Genomic DNA, 19595 nt, shown 5'->3' with positions numbered 1-19595 from the left:
TCACCTAGGTCTAATGCTAGAGCCACGACGCCGGCGAGTTCGGCAACCGGCCTTCCGGATCGATGACGGCGAGGCTCGGCCCGTCGCGACCGTTCCAGCACCAGAGGGCGGCGCAGGTGCCGCCGGGCGACATGAACGAGGGATAGATCACACCATGAAACCCGCGGGAGGCGAGATCCACTTGCGTTCTATGCGTCTGCGGCACGGCACCTCGATCGAGTTCGTCGCGCCACTCGCAGCGGTGGATGGTCTCGTCGACACCAAGTTCCGCAAGCGCGCCGGCATCCGTCAGGTCCGCCAGCTTCGCATCGCGAAGCTCGAGCTGCACGATCAGCGCCGGGTGCTGCACGAAACCCTGATTATATTCGGCCCAGGCGGTTGAAAGCTCGCGCGCGGCGTAGATCGTCGGCGTGCCGATCGGGTTCCACCGGCCGCCGAAGCGGGCGGCACCCTCGCCGGAAAGCGGCAGGTGGGCCCAGCGCGGCACGAAGGCGCGCCAGAGGGTTATCGAGTTGGCTTTCGAGCCAGAGCGGGACGCGGACGGAAGACCGCTTACACTTTTCCTCATTCGCTAGGCGTAGACGCCGGCGCGGATCGCCTCGAGGTAGGCGAGAACCTTGTCGGCTTTGCCTTCGCCGACGAGATCATATGCCGTTTTGCCGGCCCAGCCGGGGATCGGCTGATGCTTGAACCAGATGACGGCGCGAGCCTCGTCGCCCGCCATTTCGGATGCCATAGCGAGGATGCGAACGACCTTGCTCAGGGCACTGTCGACCTTTCGAATGCCGGACTTTGCCGTCAGCGTGTTGCGGGCGACACCAATGAGCTTTGCCAGCTCGGCAAGCGTAATACCCAGCCTATCGGCAACCAGCCGCGCCGACAGAAACGGAGAATGACCGTCCCCGAAACGCGCGGCAGGAATCTGGAAATCGATGGCCATCATGAATTCGACCCTGGTTTGATCAGGAGATCATAAATCTAGGTTCAATTTCCAATCAATTCAAGCGCAATCCGCGATCATGCGCGCCAGGAAGGTTCGCGCCGCTCGAAGAAGGCGGAAACCCCTTCGCGGGCTTCTTCCATTTCCCAGGTGTCGGCAAGCTGCTCGATCGTGGCGGCAATGACCGCATCGGTGATGGGCGCGCCGAGCGATCGAGCAAGGCGTTTGGCGCGGCCGACTGCTCCGGGGGCCGCCGTCAGAAAAGACGCGACCTCCGCCTCGACGGCAGCGTCAAGAGAAGCGACGTTCACAACCATCGACACCAACCCGGCGGTTTTTGCTTCTTCGGCCCCAAAAATCCGCGCGGACATGAACAGAGGCCGCGCCCTTGCCTCACCGATCCGGGCGATGACATAGGGGCTGATGGTCGCCGGGATGAGCCCGAGGCGGGTTTCGGTCAGTCCGAACTTTGCACCATGCTCGGCGACAACGGCATCGCATACGCTGATCAGCCCCACCCCACCGCCGAAGGCGTTGCCATGGATGCGTGCGATCAGCGGTTTCGGCATCTCGTTCAACGCCTTGAACATCATCGCCAGCCGCGTCGCCTCCGCGATGCGCGTCGGCCTGTCTGCCGCAAACTGCTGCCGCATCCATTCCAGATCGCCGCCGGCGCAGAAGCTCTTGCCCTCAGCCTCGAGAATGACCGCCCGCACGGTCGCATCGGCTCCAAGCCGGCCGGCCACGTCCGTGAGTTCGCTGATCATAAGAGCAGAGAGGGCATTGTGTTTTTCCGGACGCGCAAGCGTCAGCCGGGCGACGCCCCGGCCGTCGATCGCATAGCGGATTGTCTGCAACGTCATGCCGCGCTCCTCAGGGATCGTGCGAAACGAGCGGCTCGCGCGAGCTTTTCGGCGTCAAGTCCGGTGGAAAATCCCCTCGCCTCGATAAAGGCGTTCACCGCAAGCGTGTCGACGTTGCCCGCCGCGCCCGGCGCATAGGGGCAGCCGCCGAGACCGCCGGCGGACGCATCGAACACTCTGAGGCCTCGCTCCAGCGCGACCGCGATATTCTCGAGCGCTCGCCCGGACGTGTCATGAAAGTGGCCCGCAAGCTTTGTCGCGACAATGTCGTCGAGTACGGCCGAAAGCATGGCATCGACCGCCTCCGGCGTGCCGCGCCCGATCGTGTCGCCGAGACTGATTTCGTAACAGCCGAGATCGGCAAGCAACCGCGCCACGCGGGCGGCCGCGGCCGGTGCGATCGCACCCTCATAGGGGCATTCTACAACGCAGCTCACATAGCCGCGCAGGGGAATGCGATGGCTACGGGCGGCCTCGGCGACCGGTCGAAACCGTTCGATGCTCTCGGCGATCGAGCAATTGATGTTCTTCTCCGAGAAGCTTTCGGAGGCGGAGGCGAAGATCGCCACCTCGTCGACATGCACCGCACGCGCGGCCTCGAAGCCCCGCATGTTCGGCGTCAGCGCCGCATAGCGCGTGCCCGGACGCCGGGTGATGCCGGTCATGACGGCCGGCGCATCGGCCAGTTGCGGCACCCAGCGCGGGCTCACGAAGCTCGTCACCTCGATGCGCTCGTAACCGCAATCGGAGAGCAGGTCGACGAGCCTGATCTTGTCCTCGGTGTCGACGAGCCGGGACTCGTTCTGCAGTCCGTCGCGCGGTGCCACTTCGACGATCGTCACATGCTCCGGCGGCGTCATTGCGCAGCCTCCTCCATGAGCGTCACCAGCACCGTGCCCTCGCTGACCTGCGCCCCCTCCGCCACGTGCACGCTTGCCACTGTTCCCTCGCGCGACGCCGCAAGCGTCAGCTCCATCTTCATCGCCTCCATGACGACGAGCGGCTGTCCCTTGCTGACCGCCTCGCCGGCACCGACGCGCACCAGCTTCACCAGCCCCGGCATGGGCGCGATGAGCTCATCGTCGGCGATCTCGCTGCTATGTCCGCCGGTCAGCGCATCCGGCAGGTGGAAGACAAGATTCCGCCCATTGTGGAAAAGCGTCAATGTATCACCGTCCTTCGCAAAGCGGATCACGCGCTTCTGCCCGGCAACCTCTAGCCGGGCACCGTCTTCGAAGCGCTCCAGCACCAGGACCGGCAGCGTGCTCGCGCCGGCGCGCACAGCGAACTGATCACGGCCGCGCGCGGCGAGCGTCACGGTCGCACGCTCACCGGCCTGGTCGATCGCGATTGTCCGATGCGCATCGCCCCAGATCTGCCAGGAGCCGAGCGACGACCACGGATCAGCCGAGGCGGCCGGCGCCAGCACACCGGTCGAGATGATCGCCGCCAGCGCCAGCGCTTCGTCGTCGGGCGCGACCGGCGCCGTCAGCCGTTCGATCTCGCGGTCGATCAGCCCCGTATCGGGCCGGCCAGCGCGGAGTTCCTGTTCTTCCGTCAATCGGATCAGGAAATCGAGGTTGGTTACGGTTCCGCCGATGCGGCATTCCTTGAGCGCCGCCTGCAGGCGATTGAGCGCCGCTGACCGGCTCGGGCCGTGCACGATCAGCTTGGCGATCAACGGATCGTAGTAGGTGGTAATCGTGTCGCCCTGGCGCACGCCGGAATCGATGCGCGCGCTGGCGTCGGGAAAGCTCAGATGGGCCAGCCGACCGGTTGCCGGCAGGAAGCCGCGACCCGGATCCTCGGCATAGAGCCGAGCCTCGAAAGACCAGCCCTCAATGCCGATATCAGCCTGCTTTTTCGGCAGGGGCTCGCCGGCCGCGACGCGCAACTGCCATTCGACCAGGTCGATTCCCGTGATCGCCTCGGTCACCGGATGCTCGACCTGCAGCCGTGTGTTCATCTCCATGAAATAGAAATGGTCCGGCCAGAGCCCGTTCGTCACGTCGGCGATGAACTCGACCGTGCCGGCGCCGACATAACCTATCGCCTGTGCTGCCCGCACGGCCGCATCGCCCATGGCGCGGCGAACCTCCGCGGTCATGCCCGGCGCCGGCGCCTCTTCGATCACCTTCTGGTGCCGCCGCTGCAGCGAGCAGTCGCGCTCGAAAAGATGAACGATGTTGCCGTGCCGGTCGCCGAAGACCTGTACTTCGATGTGGCGCGGCTTCGTCAGAAATTTCTCGAGCAATACCGAGCCGTCGCCGAAGGCCGCCTCCGCTTCACGCCGCGCCGCCTCCAGTGCCGCAGCAAAATCCTCCTGGCGCTCGACCCGTCGCATGCCTTTCCCGCCGCCGCCGGCGCGTGCCTTGATGAGGACCGGATAGCCGATCTCGGCCGCCCGTGCGGCAAGGAAGTCCGCCTCCTGTTCTTCGCCATGGTAGCCGGGCACGACCGGCACGCCGGCGCTTTCCATCAGCGTCTTGGCCGCGTCCTTAAGGCCCATCGCGCGGATCGCGGCCGGCGTCGGTCCGATAAACACCATGCCGGCATTTTCCACAGCCTCGGCGAATTCGGCATTTTCCGACAGGAAGCCGTAGCCGGGGTGGATGGCGTCCACGCGCATGCTCCTCGCCGCCTCGATGATCCGTCCGATCGCCAGGTAGCTTTCGGCAGCCGGCGCCGGCCCGATCCGGATCGCCTCGTCGGCGAGACTTACATGCAACGCATCCCCGTCGACGTCGGAATAGACGGCGACGGTCCAAATGCCTAGCCGCTTCGCGGTGCGGATGATGCGGCAGGCGATTTCACCGCGATTGGCAATCAGGAGCTTTGAAAACATGCGCGTCTTTTCCGATCTATTGCGCTGCAACCACTTCGACTTCCAGAAGCCAGGCGGAATCGAAGATGCCGGTGATCACCACCGTCATCGCCGGCGCATGCGAACCGAGATAGTCATTGCGGATCTCGCGGTTCGCCATGACGTGATGCCGATCGGCGAGATAGGTCGTGATCTTGACGATATCGGTCTTCATCATGCCGGCCGCCTTGAGTTGTGCATCGACGTTCAGCCAGACCTGACGTGCCTGCGCCTCGAAGCCCTCCGGAACAATCTCGTCGGACGTCACCGGAATCTGGCCGCTGACGAAAAGCAGCCGCCGGAATTCCTCGATGCTCACCGCTTGCGAATAGCCGCCGTGCGGCTGCGGCGCGTTCAAGGCATTGATATGGTCGCGCTTCATTTTCAAACTCTTCCCGCTACATCCTGAACAATCCGAAACGCGTATCCTCGATGGGCGCGTTCAAGGCAGCCGACAGAGATAGCGCCAACACGTCGCGGCTCTTGCGCGGGTCAATTACGCCGTCGTCCCAAAGGCGCGCCGAGGCATAGAGCGGATGGCTCTGGCGCTCGAAGAGGTCGAGCACCGGCTGGCGGAAGCGGGCCTCCTCCTCTTCGCTCCAGGGAGTGCCTGTCCGTTTCAAAGCTTCGCCGCGCACGGCCGAGAGCACGCCTGCCGCCTGCTCGCCGCCCATGACCGAGATGCGGCTGTTCGGCCAGGTCCAGAGGAAGCGCGGCGAGAAGGCGCGCCCGCACATGCCGTAGTTGCCGGCACCGAACGAGCCGCCGACGAGCATGGTGATCTTCGGTACCTTCACGGTCGCGACCGCCGTCACCAGCTTGGCGCCGTGCTTGGCGATGCCCTCGGTCTCGTATTTGCGGCCCACCATGAAGCCGGTGATGTTCTGCAGGAACACGAGCGGGATTCTGCGCTGGGCGCAGAGCTCGACAAAATGCGCACCCTTTACCGCCGACTCCGAAAACAGCACGCCATTGTTGGCGATAATACCGACGGGGATGCCGTGAATGTGGGCGAAGCCGCAGACGAGTGTGGTGCCGAAACGCGACTTGAATTCGTCGAAACGGGAGCCGTCGACGATGCGGGCGATCACTTCGCGGATCTCATAGGGTGTCCTGAGATCGGCGGGAACGATCCCGGTCATTTCCTCCGGATCGTAGAGAGGCGGTTCGGGCTTTGTCAGTTCGACAGACCACGGTTTTTCGCGATTCAGGCCCGAAACGGCGCGCCGCGCCAGCGCCAGCGCATGCGCGTCGTCGCGCGCCAGATGATCGGCAACGCCTGAAAGACGCGTGTGCACATCGGCGCCGCCGAGGTCCTCGGCCGATACCACCTCGCCGGTCGCCGCACGCACCAGCGGCGGCCCTGCGAGAAAGATCGTCCCCTGCTTTTCGACGATGATCGCCTCGTCGGACATGGCCGGCACATAGGCGCCGCCTGCCGTGCAGGAACCCATCACAACCGAGATCTGCGGAATTCCGGCCGCCGACATGTTCGCCTGATTGTAGAAGATGCGGCCGAAGTGATCGCGGTCGGGAAAGACCTCGTCCTGGTTCGGCAGGTTGGCGCCGCCGGAATCGACGAGATAGACGCAGGGAAGGCAATTCTCGGCGGCGATCTCCTGCGCCCGCAAATGCTTCTTGACGGTGATCGGATAATAGGTGCCGCCTTTGACCGTCGGATCATTGCAGACGATCATGCATTCGCGCCCGGTGATCCGACCTATCCCGGTGATGAGGCCGGCGCCGGGCGCGTCGCCATTATACAGGCCGTGCGCGGCGGTGGCGCCGATCTCGAGAAAGGGGGTGCCCGGATCGATGAGCGAAGCGATCCGGTCGCGGGGCAGGAGCTTACCGCGGCTGACGTGGCGTTCGCGCGCCGTATCACCGCCGCCGGCGGCGGCCAACCGCACCGCCTCCTCGACCGTCGAGATCGCCTCCGCCATCGCAGCGCGGTTCGCCTTGAACACATCCGAGGATGCCGAAATGTGCGATCGCAATATTGTCATGGTCCCCCCAACCTGCCCGGCACCGCCTCTGTTTCAGTTACTTGGTCTCGGCGAAAAGCTCCCGACCGATCAGCATCCGGCGGATCTCGCTCGTGCCGGCGCCGATCTCATAGAGCTTGGCGTCGCGCAACAGGCGCCCGGCCGGATAGTCATTGGTGTAGCCGTTGCCGCCGAGCGCCTGTATCGCCTCGAGCGCCATGGCCGTCGCCCTCTCCGCCGCATAGAGAATGCAGCCGGCAGCATCCTTGCGCGCCGTCTCCCCACGGTCGCATGCCGCCGCCACGGCGTAGACATAGGCGCGCGCGGCATTCATCGTCACATACATGTCGGCAAGCTTTCCCTGCATCAACTGAAACTCGCCGATCGGTTGCCCGAACTGCTGGCGCTCATGGAGATAGGGGACGACGACATCGAGGCAAGCGGCCATGATGCCGAGCGGCCCGGCCGAAAGCACGACCCGCTCGTAGTCGAGACCGGACATCAGCACCTTGACGCCCTCGCCGACGGTGCCAAGCACATTCTCCTCCGGTACCTCGCAATCGCTGAAGATGAGTTCCGAGGTGTTCGAACCGCGCATTCCGAGCTTGTCGAGCTTCTGGCCGGGCGAGAAGCCGGGAAAAGTCTTCTCGACGAGGAAGGCGGTGATGCCGCGAGGACCCGCCGCCGGATCGGTCTTAGCGTAGACCACCAGCACGTCGGCGTCGGGGCCGTTGGTGATCCACATCTTGTTGCCGTTCAGGAGATAACGGTCGCCGCGCTTCTCCGCCCGGAGCTTCATCGAGACGACATCCGAGCCGGCGTTTGGCTCTGACATGGCGAGCGCGCCCACATGTTCGCCGGAGATCAGCTTCGGCAGATGTTTGCCCTTCTGCGCCGGGTTGCCGTTGCGGTTGATCTGGTTGACGCAGAGATTGGAATGGGCGCCGTAGCTCAAGCCCACCGACGCGGAAGCACGGCTGATCTCCTCCATCGCGACGCAATGGGCGAGATAGCCAAGTCCAGCGCCGCCATAGACCTCGTCGGCGGTGATGCCGAGAAGGCCGAGTTCCCCCATCTCCCGCCAAAGCGGCATCGGAAAGGCATTGCTGCGATCCGCTTCGTCGGCAAGCGGCGCTATGCACTCGGATGCAAAACGGTGCACGCTCTCGCGCAGCGCGTCGATCTCCTCGCCGAGCGCGAAGTTCAATCCACCCTGAAACATTCCATTCTCCTCCCGGCATCCCTGCCCGCGATCTCCTCATCGCCGAGGCAGGAACGAAACGAACGGCGCACCAACATGTTACCGCCGCGCTGCCCTTGTCGCGAACGATAACATCGCCGCCGGCTAATTTCCTTCCAAAGAGCCGGGCCGCCAAGCACGATGTGCAAAGACGGACGCTTGCATGCGTCGAGAAGAATGCGTCGGGTCAGATCGATCCGTCGCCCAGAGCCGGCCCTGCCCGGCTCATACCGCTATCGCGATCTCCATTTCAACGACGAGGTGCGGGGCCGACTACAGCCGCCCAAGCCCGGCGAGTGCCTCGCGGACGATGGTTTCCAGCGGCTGCGCGATATCGACGGCAACCGTATTTTCCTCCCCCGTCGGGTCCTCCAGCGTCGCGAGTTGCGTCTGCAGCAGTGAGGTCGGCATGAAATGACCGGAGCGGTGACGCATGCGCTCGGCGAGCACGGCCTCGCTGCCGTGCAGAAATACAAAGGCGAGGCCCTTCGAAGCGCTTTCGCGAAGCTTCTGCCTATAGCTGCGCTTCAGCGCGGAACAGGCAACGACGACGGGCGACGGGCTCTCCGCCAGCCGCTGCCCGATCGCCGCCAGCCACGGCCAGCGGTCGTCGTCGGTAAGGGGAATGCCCTCCGACATTTTCCTGATGTTCTCCGGCGGGTGCAACGCGTCGCCCTCGATGAAGGGATAGCCGTAGGCCTCGGCGATCGCCTCGCCGACCGACGATTTGCCGCTGCCGGAAACGCCCATAACGACGATCGACCCGGGAAACCGAGGATCGGGTGGTGCGGGTTTATGCTCGATGGTCATTGTCGCAGACTCGAATCAATCCCGTCGTTGGCTGCCGTCGTGATCGGAACGAGGAGAAGGGATTACGCGGCATCGCGGGAATTGTGAAGCGTTTTTCGCCCGGTCGGCGAAAAGTGCGTTTCGGTCGCGGAAATTGGCGCGCGCAGATTGCATCGCGGAGTTTATTCGAGCAAACTTATAAGCAGAGGTTGAATCGAATTCGCGAGGAGAAGCGCAGATGAACAAGAAGGATCCCAACCCGATCGATGCCTTCGTTGGCTCGCGTGTCCGCATGCGCAGGTTGATGGTTGGCCTCAGCCAGGAGAAACTCGCCGACGGCCTCGGTATCACTTTCCAGCAAGTGCAGAAATACGAGAAGGGAACCAATCGTATCGGTGCAAGCCGGCTGCAGGCGATTGCCGATATCCTGGGCGTCCATCCGAGCTTTTTCTTCCAACAGGACAACGGCAAGCCTCAGTCGCGCGAAACTGCGGCCGATATCCACGAGTCGCACGAGATTTCATCTTTCGTCGCCTCGAAAGAGGGCATCGCGCTCAACAGAGCCTTCCTGAAGATCGCAGACCCGGTGCTGCGAAAGAAGATCATCTCGCTCGTCGCAGCCATGGCGAACACGCCCGAGGCGGAACAGACGGCGATTCCCTCCGGCGACCGCCGCAGCGAAGCGCTCCACGGCTGACGACCTCGACCGGCTTGCCGCGGCCGGTTCGGGGCTTCACGACAGCTCGCCCCCATGCGAGCCGCCTCAGGAGGCCCAAGGCGCTGTGAAGGCTCATTCTCCGATGCAACAGGATAGGCCGGCGAGACATTGAGGATCGCCGGCCCGCCTATCGATCCGACACTCACCAGTGTTCGACGGGACGCAGCAGCCCCTCGCCTCGTTGGCGGCAGATAGCTCGATTCCAATAACCGTTTCGCGCGCTACTCCGCCAAAGCCGAGCCGCGGTGGACGATCTCGCGCCAGGCGACTGCCCAAATCAAAGGCTGCCAGCCTAAAAACAAGGCAGTATCTGCCAAAGCAAAATATTTAGGCATATGCGTATTGCGAAAGTTGCTGCACTGCATCATGATGCGGCATGACCCATCGCGACTTAACCATTCTTGTGATTGACGAGAACGCCATCCGCGCCTCGATCATCGAGGAGGGCCTGCGCGAGGCCGGGCATCGCAAGGTCACGGTCATCCATGAGGTTCACGGCGTCGCCCGCATCGTCGACACACTTAGACCGGATGTGATCGTCATCGACATCGAAAACCCTAACCGGGACATGATGGAGCATCTGTTCCAGCTAACCCGCACAGTCGGCCGGCCGATCGCCATGTTCGTGGACCGTTCCGATACGGCCTCGATCGAGGCGGCCGTTGAGGCCGGCGTTTCCGCCTATGTGGTCGACGGGCTGAAGAAGGAGCGGGTCAAGCCGATCCTCGACATGGCGGTCAGCCGCTTCAACGCCTTCAGCCGCCTTCAACGCGAGTTGGCCGACGCGAAATCGGCTCTCGAAGAGCGCAAGCTCGTCGAGCGCGCCAAGGGCATCCTCATGAAAATGCGCGGTCTTTCCGAAGAGGAGGCCTTCACGCTGCTGCGCCAGACGGCAATGAACGAGAAGAAGAAAATTTCTGAGATCGCGCAAAGCGTCGTGACCGCCGCCGGATTACTGATCCGATGAGCGAAGAGCGCGGCCTTTGGTGCCGACAGGCGCGGGAGACACCGGAGTGAACGCATTGACGGATATAGAAAAATTCAAAGGCGAGAAGCTCTCCCCCGGTGATGCACTACCCGCGCCGGCGATAATCGGTCATCCGGGGTCGCGCACGATACGGGCGGGCTTCATTCCCCTTGTCGATGCGGCCGTGCTGATCGCCGCCGCCGAATTCGGTTTCGCGGAAAGGGAGGGCATCATCCTCGAACTCGTCAAGGACGTCTCCTGGGCGAATGTGCGCGACCGGCTGGCCTTTCGCCAGTTCGATATCGCCCATATGCTGTCACCCATGCCCGTCGCCGCCATGCTCGGCCTCGGTTCCAACCCCTCGCCGGTGATCACGCCCTTTTCGCTCGGACGCGGCGGCAACGCGATCACGCTTTCGACCCGTCTCTATCGACGCATGCAGGAAGAAGGCACGCTTGGCGGCCGCGAGGACGCGCTCGCGAATGCTACGGCGCTTGCGGCGGTGATCCGCAAGGCCAAGGCCGCCGATGAACCGCCGCTAACGCTTGGCGTCACCTATCCTTTTTCCTCGCACAATTACGAGTTTCGCTATTGGCTCGCCGCCGGCGGCATCGATCCGGACCGCGATGTCAAGCTCATGGTCGTGCCGCCGCCGATGACCTCCGACGCGCTTGCCGCCGGCGCTATCGACGGCTTCTGCGTCGGTGCGCCTTGGAACATGGTCGCCTCCGAACGCGGCGTCGGCCGCATCGTCGCCACCAAACAGGACATCTGGCCCTCCGCACCGGAAAAGGTCGTCGGCATGCGGCCTGAATGGGCCGCGACCAATCCCGAGACGGTTTCACGTCTGGTCGTCGCGCTCGACCGCGCCGCCCGCTGGGCGGACGCGCCGGAGAACCGCGACACACTCGCGGACATTCTTGCCGACGAGCGCTATGTCGCCGCCCCCGTCGGCATCATCCGCCGGGTGCTCGCAGGCGAATTCACCATCGATCCGGAAGGCAATCGACGCGTCATCGACGATTATTTCGTCTTCCACTCTGGCTTTGCCAACGTCCCGCGCCCGAGCCAGGCGCTCTGGACCTATAGCCAGATGGTGCGCTGGGGACAGGCGCCTTTATCTGAAGAAGGGCTGGCGGCAAGCGTATTGGCCTATCGCCCGGATCTCTACCGCCGCGCGCTCGGAGCGGACGCCCTGCCGGCCGACGCGGATAGGGGACCTAAAGGCACAACGCCCGATGACCGCTTCCTGGATGGACACGTCTTCGATCCAAGCAGGATGGAAGACTATATCGAGTCCTTTGCGATCAGAGCGACAGGCCGGTCGCAGCTCCCGATCGAGGACGGTTGAACCGGATCCTGCTGCTTCTTTAAGCAACACAGCAGGGTCAGTATTTACCGCACAGCACAATAATTCATCACCGGCCATCAGAGGCCATTTTTTAGGCGCCTCTGGCGTGCTGCGATTTTCGTGCTCATTTCAACAACATAACCCCGGCGGACCAAGACTGGCACGCCACTTGCTTTTCTAGTTTTGCTTCGATCAACGGCGATCGAGCGAGATCAAGCGCCACAGGGCGCTTGCCGAAGACACCGACGTCGCAAGGACTTTGCCTCCGAAGGGATACCCCCAGTCCCGGAGCGCGATTTCCGAGCGGCGTTTTTTTGTCGGTTTTGACCGGCCACAACCGAGGGAAACTGCGCATGCCACAAACGTCGACCGGCGGCTTCGCCCGCCGCAGCCCGCTAAAGACCGCCGGCATCGCCGGCGCGCTGAAGACGCAATGTCCCTCCACGGCGTCGTGATGATGACCGCGCCCGAACGAATTCGCGCAAAGCTCCATGTGCCGCTCGCCCGGCGCACCGAGCTTGCCTTCGACCGAACCTATCTGAAATGCCGCGAAGCGGCGCTCGAGTCCCTCCGCGAGCGCGCCGGCTTCGTCGAAGTTGCGGAGTGAACCCCAATGGCTGAACGCACCCCCGAGAAACTCGTGATCGTCGGCAACGGCATGGCGCCGGGCCGCATGCTGGAAGAGCTCTTCGAAAAGGCGCCCGGGCGCTATGACGTGACGATCTTCAACGCCGAGCCGCGCGTCAATTACGACCGCATCATGCTCTCGCCGGTGCTTTCCGGCGAAAAGGACTACGAAGAGATCATCATCCACGGCGACGGCTGGTACATCAAGCACGGCATCACGCTGTACAAGGGCCACAAGATCATTGCGATCGACCGCGCTGCCAAGACGGTCACCTCCGATCACGGCGTCACGGAAAGCTATGACAAGCTGGTGATCGCCACCGGTTCGGTGCCCTTCATCATTCCGGTGCCCGGCAAGGAGCTGCAGGGCGTCATCACCTATCGCGATCTCGACGACGTGCAGGCGATGCTGCTCGCGGCTCAGTCGCGCGAGAAGGCGGTCGTCATCGGCGGCGGCCTGCTCGGCCTCGAAGCGGCAGCCGGCCTCCAGGCGCGCGGCATGGACGTCACCGTGCTGCACGTCATGCCGACGCTGATGGAGCGCCAGCTCGACCCGGCCGCCGGTTATCTGTTGCAAAAGGCGGTCGAACAGCGCGGCATCAAGGTCCTCACAAAAGCGAACACCAAGCGGATCCTTGGCGAGACCAAGGTCGAGGGCATCGAGCTCGACGACGGCCGGATCATTCCGGCAACGCTGGTGGTGATGGCCGTCGGCATCCGGCCGAATGCCGGGCTTGCCAAGGATACGGGGCTTGCTGTCAACCGCGGCATCGTCGTCGATGCCGGCATGCAGACCTCCGATGGCGACATCATGGCGCTCGGCGAATGCGCCGAGGTCGGCGGCATGGTTTACGGCCTCGTCGCGCCGCTCTACGAGATGGCGCGCGTTGCCGCTTCCCATCTTGCCGGAGACCGCAAGGCCGCCTTCGTGCATTCCGATACACCGACCAAGCTGAAGGTGACCGGCATCAACCTCTATTCGGTCGGTGATTTCGCCGATGGCGACGGGCGCGAGGAGATCGTGCTGCGCGATGCCACCGCCGGCATCTACAAGCGGCTGGTGCTCAAGGACAATCGCATCATCGGAACGGTGCTCTACGGCGACACTACAGACGGCGCCTGGTTCAACGATTTGTTGAAGCGCGGCACCGAAATCTCTGAGATGCGCGACACCCTGATTTTCGGCCAGGCCTATCAGGGAGGGTCCCCGCTGGACCCTACGGCGGCCGTTGCAGCCTTGCCGGATGATGCGGAAATCTGCGGCTGCAACGGCGTCTGTAAAGGCAAGATCGTTTCGACAATCACCGGCAAGGGCCTGACGTCGCTCGACGAGGTGCGCGCGCATACCAAGGCTTCCGCTTCCTGCGGCTCCTGCACTGGCCTTGTCGAGCAGCTCATGTCGCTGACCCTGGGCGACAACTACAATCCGGCCGCGGTGCAGCCGATGTGCAACTGCACCGACCTCGGCCATGACGACGTTCGCCGCCTCATTAAGGCGAAGGGGCTCAAGACCATTCCCGCCGTCATGCAGGAACTCGAGTGGAAGACGTCCTGCGGCTGCGCCAAATGTCGCCCTGCCCTCAACTACTATCTCGTCTGCGACTGGCCGGACGAATATGCCGACGATTACCAGTCGCGCTTCATCAACGAGCGTGTCCACGCCAATATCCAGAAGGACGGTACTTATTCCGTGGTGCCGCGCATGTGGGGCGGGGTCACCAGTTCGAAGGAACTCCGCGCAATCGCCGACGTCGTCGACAAGTTCAACGTGCCGATGGTCAAGGTGACCGGCGGCCAGCGCATCGACCTGCTCGGCATCGAGAAGGAAGATCTGCCGGCCGTATGGGCCGATCTCGGCAAGGCCGGCTTCGTCTCCGGCCAGGCCTATGCCAAGGGTCTGAGAACGGTAAAGACCTGCGTCGGCTCCGAATGGTGCCGCTTCGGCACCCAGGATTCCACCGGGCTCGGCATCCGTATCGAGAAGTTCATGTGGGGCTCGTGGACGCCCGCCAAGGTGAAGATGGCCGTCTCCGGCTGCCCACGTAACTGCGCGGAAGCGACCTGCAAGGACGTCGGCGTGATCTGCGTCGACTCCGGCTTCGAGATCCACTTCGCCGGTGCCGCCGGCCTCGACATCAAGGGCACCGAGGTGCTGGGCCTCGTCAAGACCGAGGACGAGGCGCTCGAGCACATCGTCGCGCTGACGCAAATGTATCGCGAACAGGCCCGATACCTGGAACGCATCTACAAGTGGGCGAAACGCATCGGCCTCGACGAGATCCGCCGGCAGATCATGGACGATGCGGAAAAGCGCAAGGCCTATTTCGACCGCTTCGTCTTCAGCCAGAAGTTCGCCCAGGTCGATCCTTGGTCGGAGCGCGTCTCAGGCAAGGACAAGCACGAGTTCCGGCCGATGGCAACGGTCGGGTTCAACCAGGCAGCAGAGTGAGATGATGATGATGAACTGGATTGCTATTGGCGACATCAGCGACATTCCGCTGCGCGGCGCGCGCTGCGTGAAGACGCCGGTCGGCAAGATCGCCGTCTTCCGCACCGCCGAGAACGAGGTCTTCGCCATAGAGGATCATTGCCCGCACAAGGGCGGGCCGCTCTCCCAGGGCATTGTGCATGGCACCGCCGTCACCTGCCCGCTGCACAATTGGGTGATCTCGCTCGAAACCGGCAAGGCGCTCGGCGCCGACGAGGGCGCGGTGCGCACGGTGCCGGTGAAGAACGACAACGGAGCGCTCTTCATCGCGCTCGAAAACCTGGCATTGGCGGCGGCGGAGTAGAGATGGCGTGCGAGGTCAAGACCACCTGTCCCTATTGCGGCGTCGGCTGCGGCGTCATCGCGCGCGTGGGGGATGACGGAGCGGTCAGCGTCAAGGGCGATCCCGAGCATCCGGCCAATTTCGGCCGGCTCTGCTCAAAGGGCTCGGCACTTGCCGAAACCCTCGATCTCGACGGCCGCCTCCTCTATCCAGAGATCGGCGGCCGCCGCGCGAGTTGGGGCGAAGCGCTCGACCTCGTTGCCGAACGGTTTTCGCAGAGTATCGCCGAGCACGGTCCCGATTCGGTTGCCTTCTACGTCTCGGGACAATTGCTGACGGAAGACTATTACATCGCCAACAAGTTGATGAAGGGTTTCATCGGTTCGGCGAATATCGACACGAACTCGCGCCTCTGCATGTCGTCCTCCGTTGCCGGCCACCGCCGCGCTTTCGGCTCGGACACCGTGCCGGGTACGTATGAGGACCTGGAACTTGCCGATCTCGTCGTGCTGACGGGCTCCAACCTCGCCTGGTGCCATCCGGTCCTCTACCAGCGCCTGGTCGCGGCGAAGGCAGCCCGCCCGGAAATGAAGGTCGTGGTCATCGATCCGCGCCGGACGATGACGGCAGACATCGCCGACATGCATCTCGCGATCGCCCCCGACGGCGACACGGCGCTTTTTAACGGTCTGTTCGCCCATCTCGTGACGAGCGGCGCCGTCGACCAGAACTACATCTCGGCGCATACTGCCGGTTTTCCGGAAGCCTTCGCCGCCGCTTCCGCCCTCGATTTGCCGGCGCTGGCGAACACGACCGGCCTCACACAGGCCGCGCTGCTCGATTTCTACCGCCTGTTCGAAACGACCGAAAAGGTCGTGACCTGCTACAGCCAAGGCGTGAACCAGTCGGCGGCCGGTACCGACAAGGTCAATGCCATCATCAACTGTCATCTTGCTACAGGGCGTATCGGCCGGCCGGGCATGGGCCCCTTCTCGCTGACCGGTCAGCCCAATGCCATGGGCGGGCGCGAGGTCGGCGGTCTCGCCAACATGCTTGCCGCCCACATGGATATCGACAAGCCGCTCGATCGCGACCTGGTGCAGCGCTTCTGGGGCGCTCCGACGATCGCGGCCAAGCAGGGCCTCAAGGCGGTCGACATGTTCCGAGCCGTGGCCGACGGACGCATCAAGGCGCTCTGGATCATGGCGACGAATCCGGTCGTATCCCTGCCCGATGCCGATGCCGTCGAAGCGGCGATCAGGGCCTGCCCCTTCGTTGTCGTTTCCGACATTCTGAAAGAGACCGATACGGCGCGCCATGCCCATGTGCTGTTGCCCTCGCTCGGCTGGGGCGAGAAGGACGGTATCGTCACCAATTCCGAGCGACGGATATCGCGGCAGCGCGCCTTCCTCGAAGCGCCCGGAGAGGCGCGCGCCGACTGGTGGCAACTCGCCGAAGTCGGCCGGCGCATGGGCTTTGCGGAAGCCTTCGGCCACGCGTCACCGGCCGAGATCTTCGCCGAACATGCCGCCCTGTCCGGCTTTGAGAATGACGGACGCCGCGACTTCGACATCAGCGCCCTTGCCGAGATCGACCGGGCGAGCTACGACGCTCTTGACCCCTTTCAGTGGCCGCAGCCGAAGGGAACCGCGCCGCAGGAGAGACGCTTCTTTGCCGACGGCGGCTTCTATCATTCGGATGGCCGCGCCCGCTTCGTGCCCGTCCACGCGCCGAAGGCAAGGCCCGGCAACGACGCGTTCCCCTTCACCCTCAATACGGGCCGAGTGCGCGACCACTGGCACACCATGACCCGCACCGGCAAGAGCGCCCGTCTCTCCGGCCATCTCGCCGAGCCCTTCGTCGAAATCCATCCGCGTGACGCGCAGAAGATCGGCGTCGGCGACGCTGATCTCGTTGCGGTCGAAAGCCCCTACGGCGCTGTGGCCGTGCGGGCGCTCGTCACCGAGCGTCAGGCCGAACGCAATCTCTTCGTGCCGATGCACTGGAACGACCAGTTCGCCTCGAAAGCGCGCATCGATGCGCTCGTCGCCCCGGTCACCGATCCCGTCTCCGGCCAGCCTGCCTCGAAAAACGTGGCCGTTCGGGCGAGCCGCTTCGCGGCGAAAACCTACGGCTTCGCCGTTTCGGCCTCAAAGCCCCAAAATCTCGACGCCGCCTATTGGGCCATCGCCAAGGCCGAAGGCGGCTGGCGGATGGAGCTTGCCTTCGCTGATGGGGACAAGGATTGGATCGACTGGTGCCGCGGAGCTTTCTCCATCGCTGCCGACATTGAACCGATCGGCTATACCGATCGCACGTCCGGCGAGCTTCGCCTCGCCTTCTTCGAGGGCGACCGCCTGCTTGCCGCGCTGTTCCTTTCGCCCCGGCCGGCCGCCGTCGCGCGCAGTTGGGCGGTCTCGCAACTTGGTGCTTCGCACGACAACCTCGGCAGGCGCTTTGCGGTGACCGCTGGCCGTCCCGGCGCCGACCAGCCGGATCCCGGCGCGACCGTCTGTTCCTGCTTCAGTGTCGGCGTCAACCAGATCACCTCCGCCATCCGCGAGGGCTGCCACAGCGTCGAGGCGGTCGGAGCGAAGCTGAGCGCCGGCACCAATTGCGGCTCCTGCCGCGCAGAGATCAGGGGGATCATCCATGCGTGCCTTGCCGCCGCTGCAGAATGATATGAGGCCGCAGCGCGTCGCCGCGCTCGCGACGCTGCCGCTCTTCTGGAGCCTGAAGCGCAAGCGTGTCGTGGTGGCAGGCGGCAGCGACGCCGCCGCCTGGAAGGCCGAACTCCTAGCGGCCTGCGGTGCGGAAGTCCATGTCTATGCCCCGCACACGGAACTCGGCGAGATCTTTCGCGACCTCATCGCCCGGGGTGCGGCGCATGAATGCGGCCGCTTCGTTCATCACGGCGTAATGTGGCACCCCGACATCTTTCAAGGCGCGGCAATCGCCATTGCCGATTGCGATGAGGACGTCGAGGCGGAAGCCTTCTTCAACACCGCGCGCGCCGCCGGCGTGCCCGTGAACGTCATTGACAAGCCTGCCTTCTGCCAATTCCAATTCGGATCGATCGTCAATCGCTCGCCCGTCGTCGTTGCAATTTCCACCGATGGGGCAGCGCCGATCCTCGCGCAGGCGATACGCCGGCGGATCGAGACCCTGCTGCCGCCGGCAATCAAAAGCTGGGCGACGATCGCGCAGGCAATTCGTGAGCGCGTGAACGCACGCCTGCAGCCGGGTGCCGTGCGCCGCAGCTTTTGGGAGCGTTTCGTCGATCGGGCTTTCCTCGATACACCGGAGGAGGGTGTGGAGACGCGGCTGATGGCGGAGCTGGAGCGCCTTGCGGCACCACGGTCCGCTATCGGCCGCGTCACCATCGTCGGCGCGGGTCCGGGCGATGCGGAACTCCTCACCTTGAAGGCCGTCCGCGCCCTGCAGGCGGCCGACGTCATCCTCTACGACGAGCAAATTTCCAACGACATCCTTGAGCTCGCGCGGCGTGAAGCAAAGCGCATCCTCGTCAGCAATCAGCGCGGCGACGGAATGGTGATGGCTCTCGCCAAGACAGGCAAACGGGTAGTGCGCCTGCAGCCAGGCAACCCGGTGGGCGCCGCCGCCACGCATGAGGAGGTGTCGAGACTGGGCAAGCTCGGCATTGCCGTAGAGCTTGTACCGGGTGTCGATGCGGCGCATCGTGCGCCAGCTACCGCTGCGGCCGCTAGTGGGGAGACCTGCCCGGCAGATCCGGCCGCAGCGGGGGGAACTACACGCGCAGCCAATCTTTGACGCCGCCTCGCTATTCCATTTCGTGCCGCAGCCTTTCTTGATCGGCGCCGATGCGCTATCTTAAAGCAGTGACTTTATCAGGCCCTGCGCGAGCGGGTCGCGGTTCTCTCCCCATTCGGCCCCTCCCGCAGGATGCAACCTGTCTCAAAGGGAGTTCAGTCATGGCCCAAAAGCAACCCGTCAAGGTCGAAACATCCGCTCCTGAAAAGCGCGAACCAGTTTCGATGTTCGAGAGCCTCCGCCGGGAAATCGATCAGCTTTTCGAAGATTTCAATCCGCTTGGCTGGCGGTCCTTCCCGGCGCGCATGCGCGAATTCGACCGGCCGTGGTCCGAAAGGAGCACCTGGCGAATGTCTCCTGTAGTCGACGTCATCGAATCGGAGAAGGAATACAAGATCGCCGCTGAGATGCCGGGCATGGACGCCAACGAGGTCGAAGTGAAAATCGTGAACGACATGCTGTCGATCAGCGGCGAAAAGAAAGAGGAGAAGGAGGAACGCGAAAAGGATCGCTTCCTGTCGGAACGGCGCTATGGCGCATTCCAGCGCAGTTTCCGGCTGCCACCCGGCGTCGATGCGGACAAGATCGAAGCAACCTTCGCGAAGGGCGTCCTGACCGTGCGGCTGCCGAAGACGGCCGAAGCCGCCAGCAACGAGAAGAAGATCAACATCAAGGCAGCGTGAACGCGA

17 protein-coding genes and 1 pseudogene are annotated in these 19595 nt (G+C 63.9%); 9 read left to right on the top strand and 9 right to left on the bottom strand.

Annotated elements, in window-relative coordinates:
- Positions 1 to 16 precede the first annotated feature (16 nt).
- The 9 genes from M728_RS19230 to M728_RS19190 form a co-directional block, all read right to left on the bottom strand.
- Positions 17 to 568 (bottom strand): RES family NAD+ phosphorylase, encoded by a 552-nt coding sequence (locus M728_RS19230; RefSeq protein ID WP_026621452.1) that lies wholly within the window; start codon positions 566 to 568, stop codon positions 17 to 19.
- A gap of 3 nt (positions 569 to 571) precedes the next feature.
- Positions 572 to 943, bottom strand: a complete 372-nt coding sequence (locus M728_RS19225) for an MbcA/ParS/Xre antitoxin family protein (RefSeq protein ID WP_026616574.1) — start codon at positions 941 to 943, stop codon at positions 572 to 574.
- 74 nt (positions 944 to 1017) lie between these two features.
- Positions 1018 to 1803, bottom strand: coding sequence for a crotonase/enoyl-CoA hydratase family protein (locus tag M728_RS19220; RefSeq protein ID WP_026621451.1), 786 nt, complete (start codon positions 1801 to 1803; stop codon positions 1018 to 1020).
- Positions 1800 to 2663 carry a hydroxymethylglutaryl-CoA lyase gene (locus M728_RS19215; protein WP_026621450.1) on the bottom strand — a complete coding sequence of 288 codons (864 nt, stop codon included), beginning with the start codon at positions 2661 to 2663 and terminating at the stop codon, positions 1800 to 1802. The genes M728_RS19220 and M728_RS19215 overlap by 4 nt, the downstream gene beginning before the upstream one ends.
- The gene (locus tag M728_RS19210; RefSeq protein WP_026621449.1) at positions 2660 to 4648 is read right to left on the bottom strand and encodes an acetyl/propionyl/methylcrotonyl-CoA carboxylase subunit alpha; all 1989 of its coding nucleotides are present in this window, start codon (positions 4646 to 4648) and stop codon (positions 2660 to 2662) included. The genes M728_RS19215 and M728_RS19210 overlap by 4 nt, the downstream gene beginning before the upstream one ends.
- Before the next feature lie 16 nt (positions 4649 to 4664).
- A complete protein-coding gene (locus tag M728_RS19205) occupies positions 4665 to 5048 on the bottom strand; it encodes a RidA family protein (protein WP_026621448.1) in 384 nt (127 codons plus the stop codon).
- A 16-nt stretch (positions 5049 to 5064) separates the two neighbouring features.
- Positions 5065 to 6672, bottom strand: coding sequence for a carboxyl transferase domain-containing protein (locus M728_RS19200; RefSeq protein ID WP_026621447.1), 1608 nt, complete (start codon positions 6670 to 6672; stop codon positions 5065 to 5067).
- Positions 6673 to 6709: 37 nt separating this feature from the next.
- Positions 6710 to 7873, bottom strand: a complete 1164-nt coding sequence (locus tag M728_RS19195) for an isovaleryl-CoA dehydrogenase (protein ID WP_026621446.1) — start codon at positions 7871 to 7873, stop codon at positions 6710 to 6712.
- Between the two features lie 291 nt (positions 7874 to 8164).
- Entirely contained in the window at positions 8165 to 8701 is a 537-nt protein-coding gene (locus M728_RS19190) for a gluconokinase (RefSeq protein WP_026621445.1), read from the bottom strand.
- Positions 8702 to 8918: 217 nt separating this feature from the next.
- On the opposite strand from M728_RS19190, the gene M728_RS19185 reads away from it, so the two are divergent.
- The 9 genes and pseudogenes from M728_RS19185 (at position 8919) to M728_RS19145 (ending at position 19589) form a co-directional block, all read left to right on the top strand.
- Complete coding sequence (locus M728_RS19185; RefSeq protein ID WP_026621444.1) at positions 8919 to 9377, top strand: helix-turn-helix domain-containing protein; 459 nt, start codon at positions 8919 to 8921, stop codon at positions 9375 to 9377.
- 397 nt (positions 9378 to 9774) lie between these two features.
- Positions 9775 to 10365: an ANTAR domain-containing response regulator gene (locus M728_RS19180; protein WP_026621443.1), complete on the top strand. Its 591-nt coding sequence runs from the start codon at positions 9775 to 9777 to the stop codon at positions 10363 to 10365.
- 46 nt (positions 10366 to 10411) lie between these two features.
- Entirely contained in the window at positions 10412 to 11716 is a 1305-nt protein-coding gene (locus tag M728_RS19175) for a CmpA/NrtA family ABC transporter substrate-binding protein (RefSeq protein WP_026621442.1), read from the top strand.
- A 448-nt stretch (positions 11717 to 12164) separates the two neighbouring features.
- A pseudogene (locus M728_RS19170) lies at positions 12165 to 12323 on the top strand (ABC transporter ATP-binding protein); the annotation flags it as partial.
- A gap of 6 nt (positions 12324 to 12329) precedes the next feature.
- Positions 12330 to 14792 (top strand): nitrite reductase large subunit NirB, encoded by a 2463-nt coding sequence (gene nirB / locus M728_RS19165; RefSeq protein ID WP_026621441.1) that lies wholly within the window; start codon positions 12330 to 12332, stop codon positions 14790 to 14792.
- A gap of 4 nt (positions 14793 to 14796) precedes the next feature.
- The gene (nirD, locus tag M728_RS19160) at positions 14797 to 15135 is read left to right on the top strand and encodes a nitrite reductase small subunit NirD (RefSeq protein ID WP_026616560.1); all 339 of its coding nucleotides are present in this window, start codon (positions 14797 to 14799) and stop codon (positions 15133 to 15135) included.
- 2 nt (positions 15136 to 15137) lie between these two features.
- Positions 15138 to 17795, top strand: a complete 2658-nt coding sequence (locus tag M728_RS19155) for a nitrate reductase (RefSeq protein ID WP_026621440.1) — start codon at positions 15138 to 15140, stop codon at positions 17793 to 17795.
- The gene (locus M728_RS19150; protein ID WP_084044580.1) at positions 17767 to 18906 is read left to right on the top strand and encodes a siroheme synthase; all 1140 of its coding nucleotides are present in this window, start codon (positions 17767 to 17769) and stop codon (positions 18904 to 18906) included. The genes M728_RS19155 and M728_RS19150 overlap by 29 nt, the downstream gene beginning before the upstream one ends.
- Positions 18907 to 19067: 161 nt before the next feature.
- Complete coding sequence (locus M728_RS19145; protein ID WP_026621439.1) at positions 19068 to 19589, top strand: Hsp20/alpha crystallin family protein; 522 nt, start codon at positions 19068 to 19070, stop codon at positions 19587 to 19589.
- Positions 19590 to 19595: the final 6 nt, after the last annotated feature.

It is taken from the genome of Ensifer sp. WSM1721, assembly GCF_000513895.2.
Taxonomy (GTDB): domain Bacteria; phylum Pseudomonadota; class Alphaproteobacteria; order Rhizobiales; family Rhizobiaceae; genus Sinorhizobium.
This window is presented reverse-complemented; position numbering and strand designations above follow the sequence as displayed.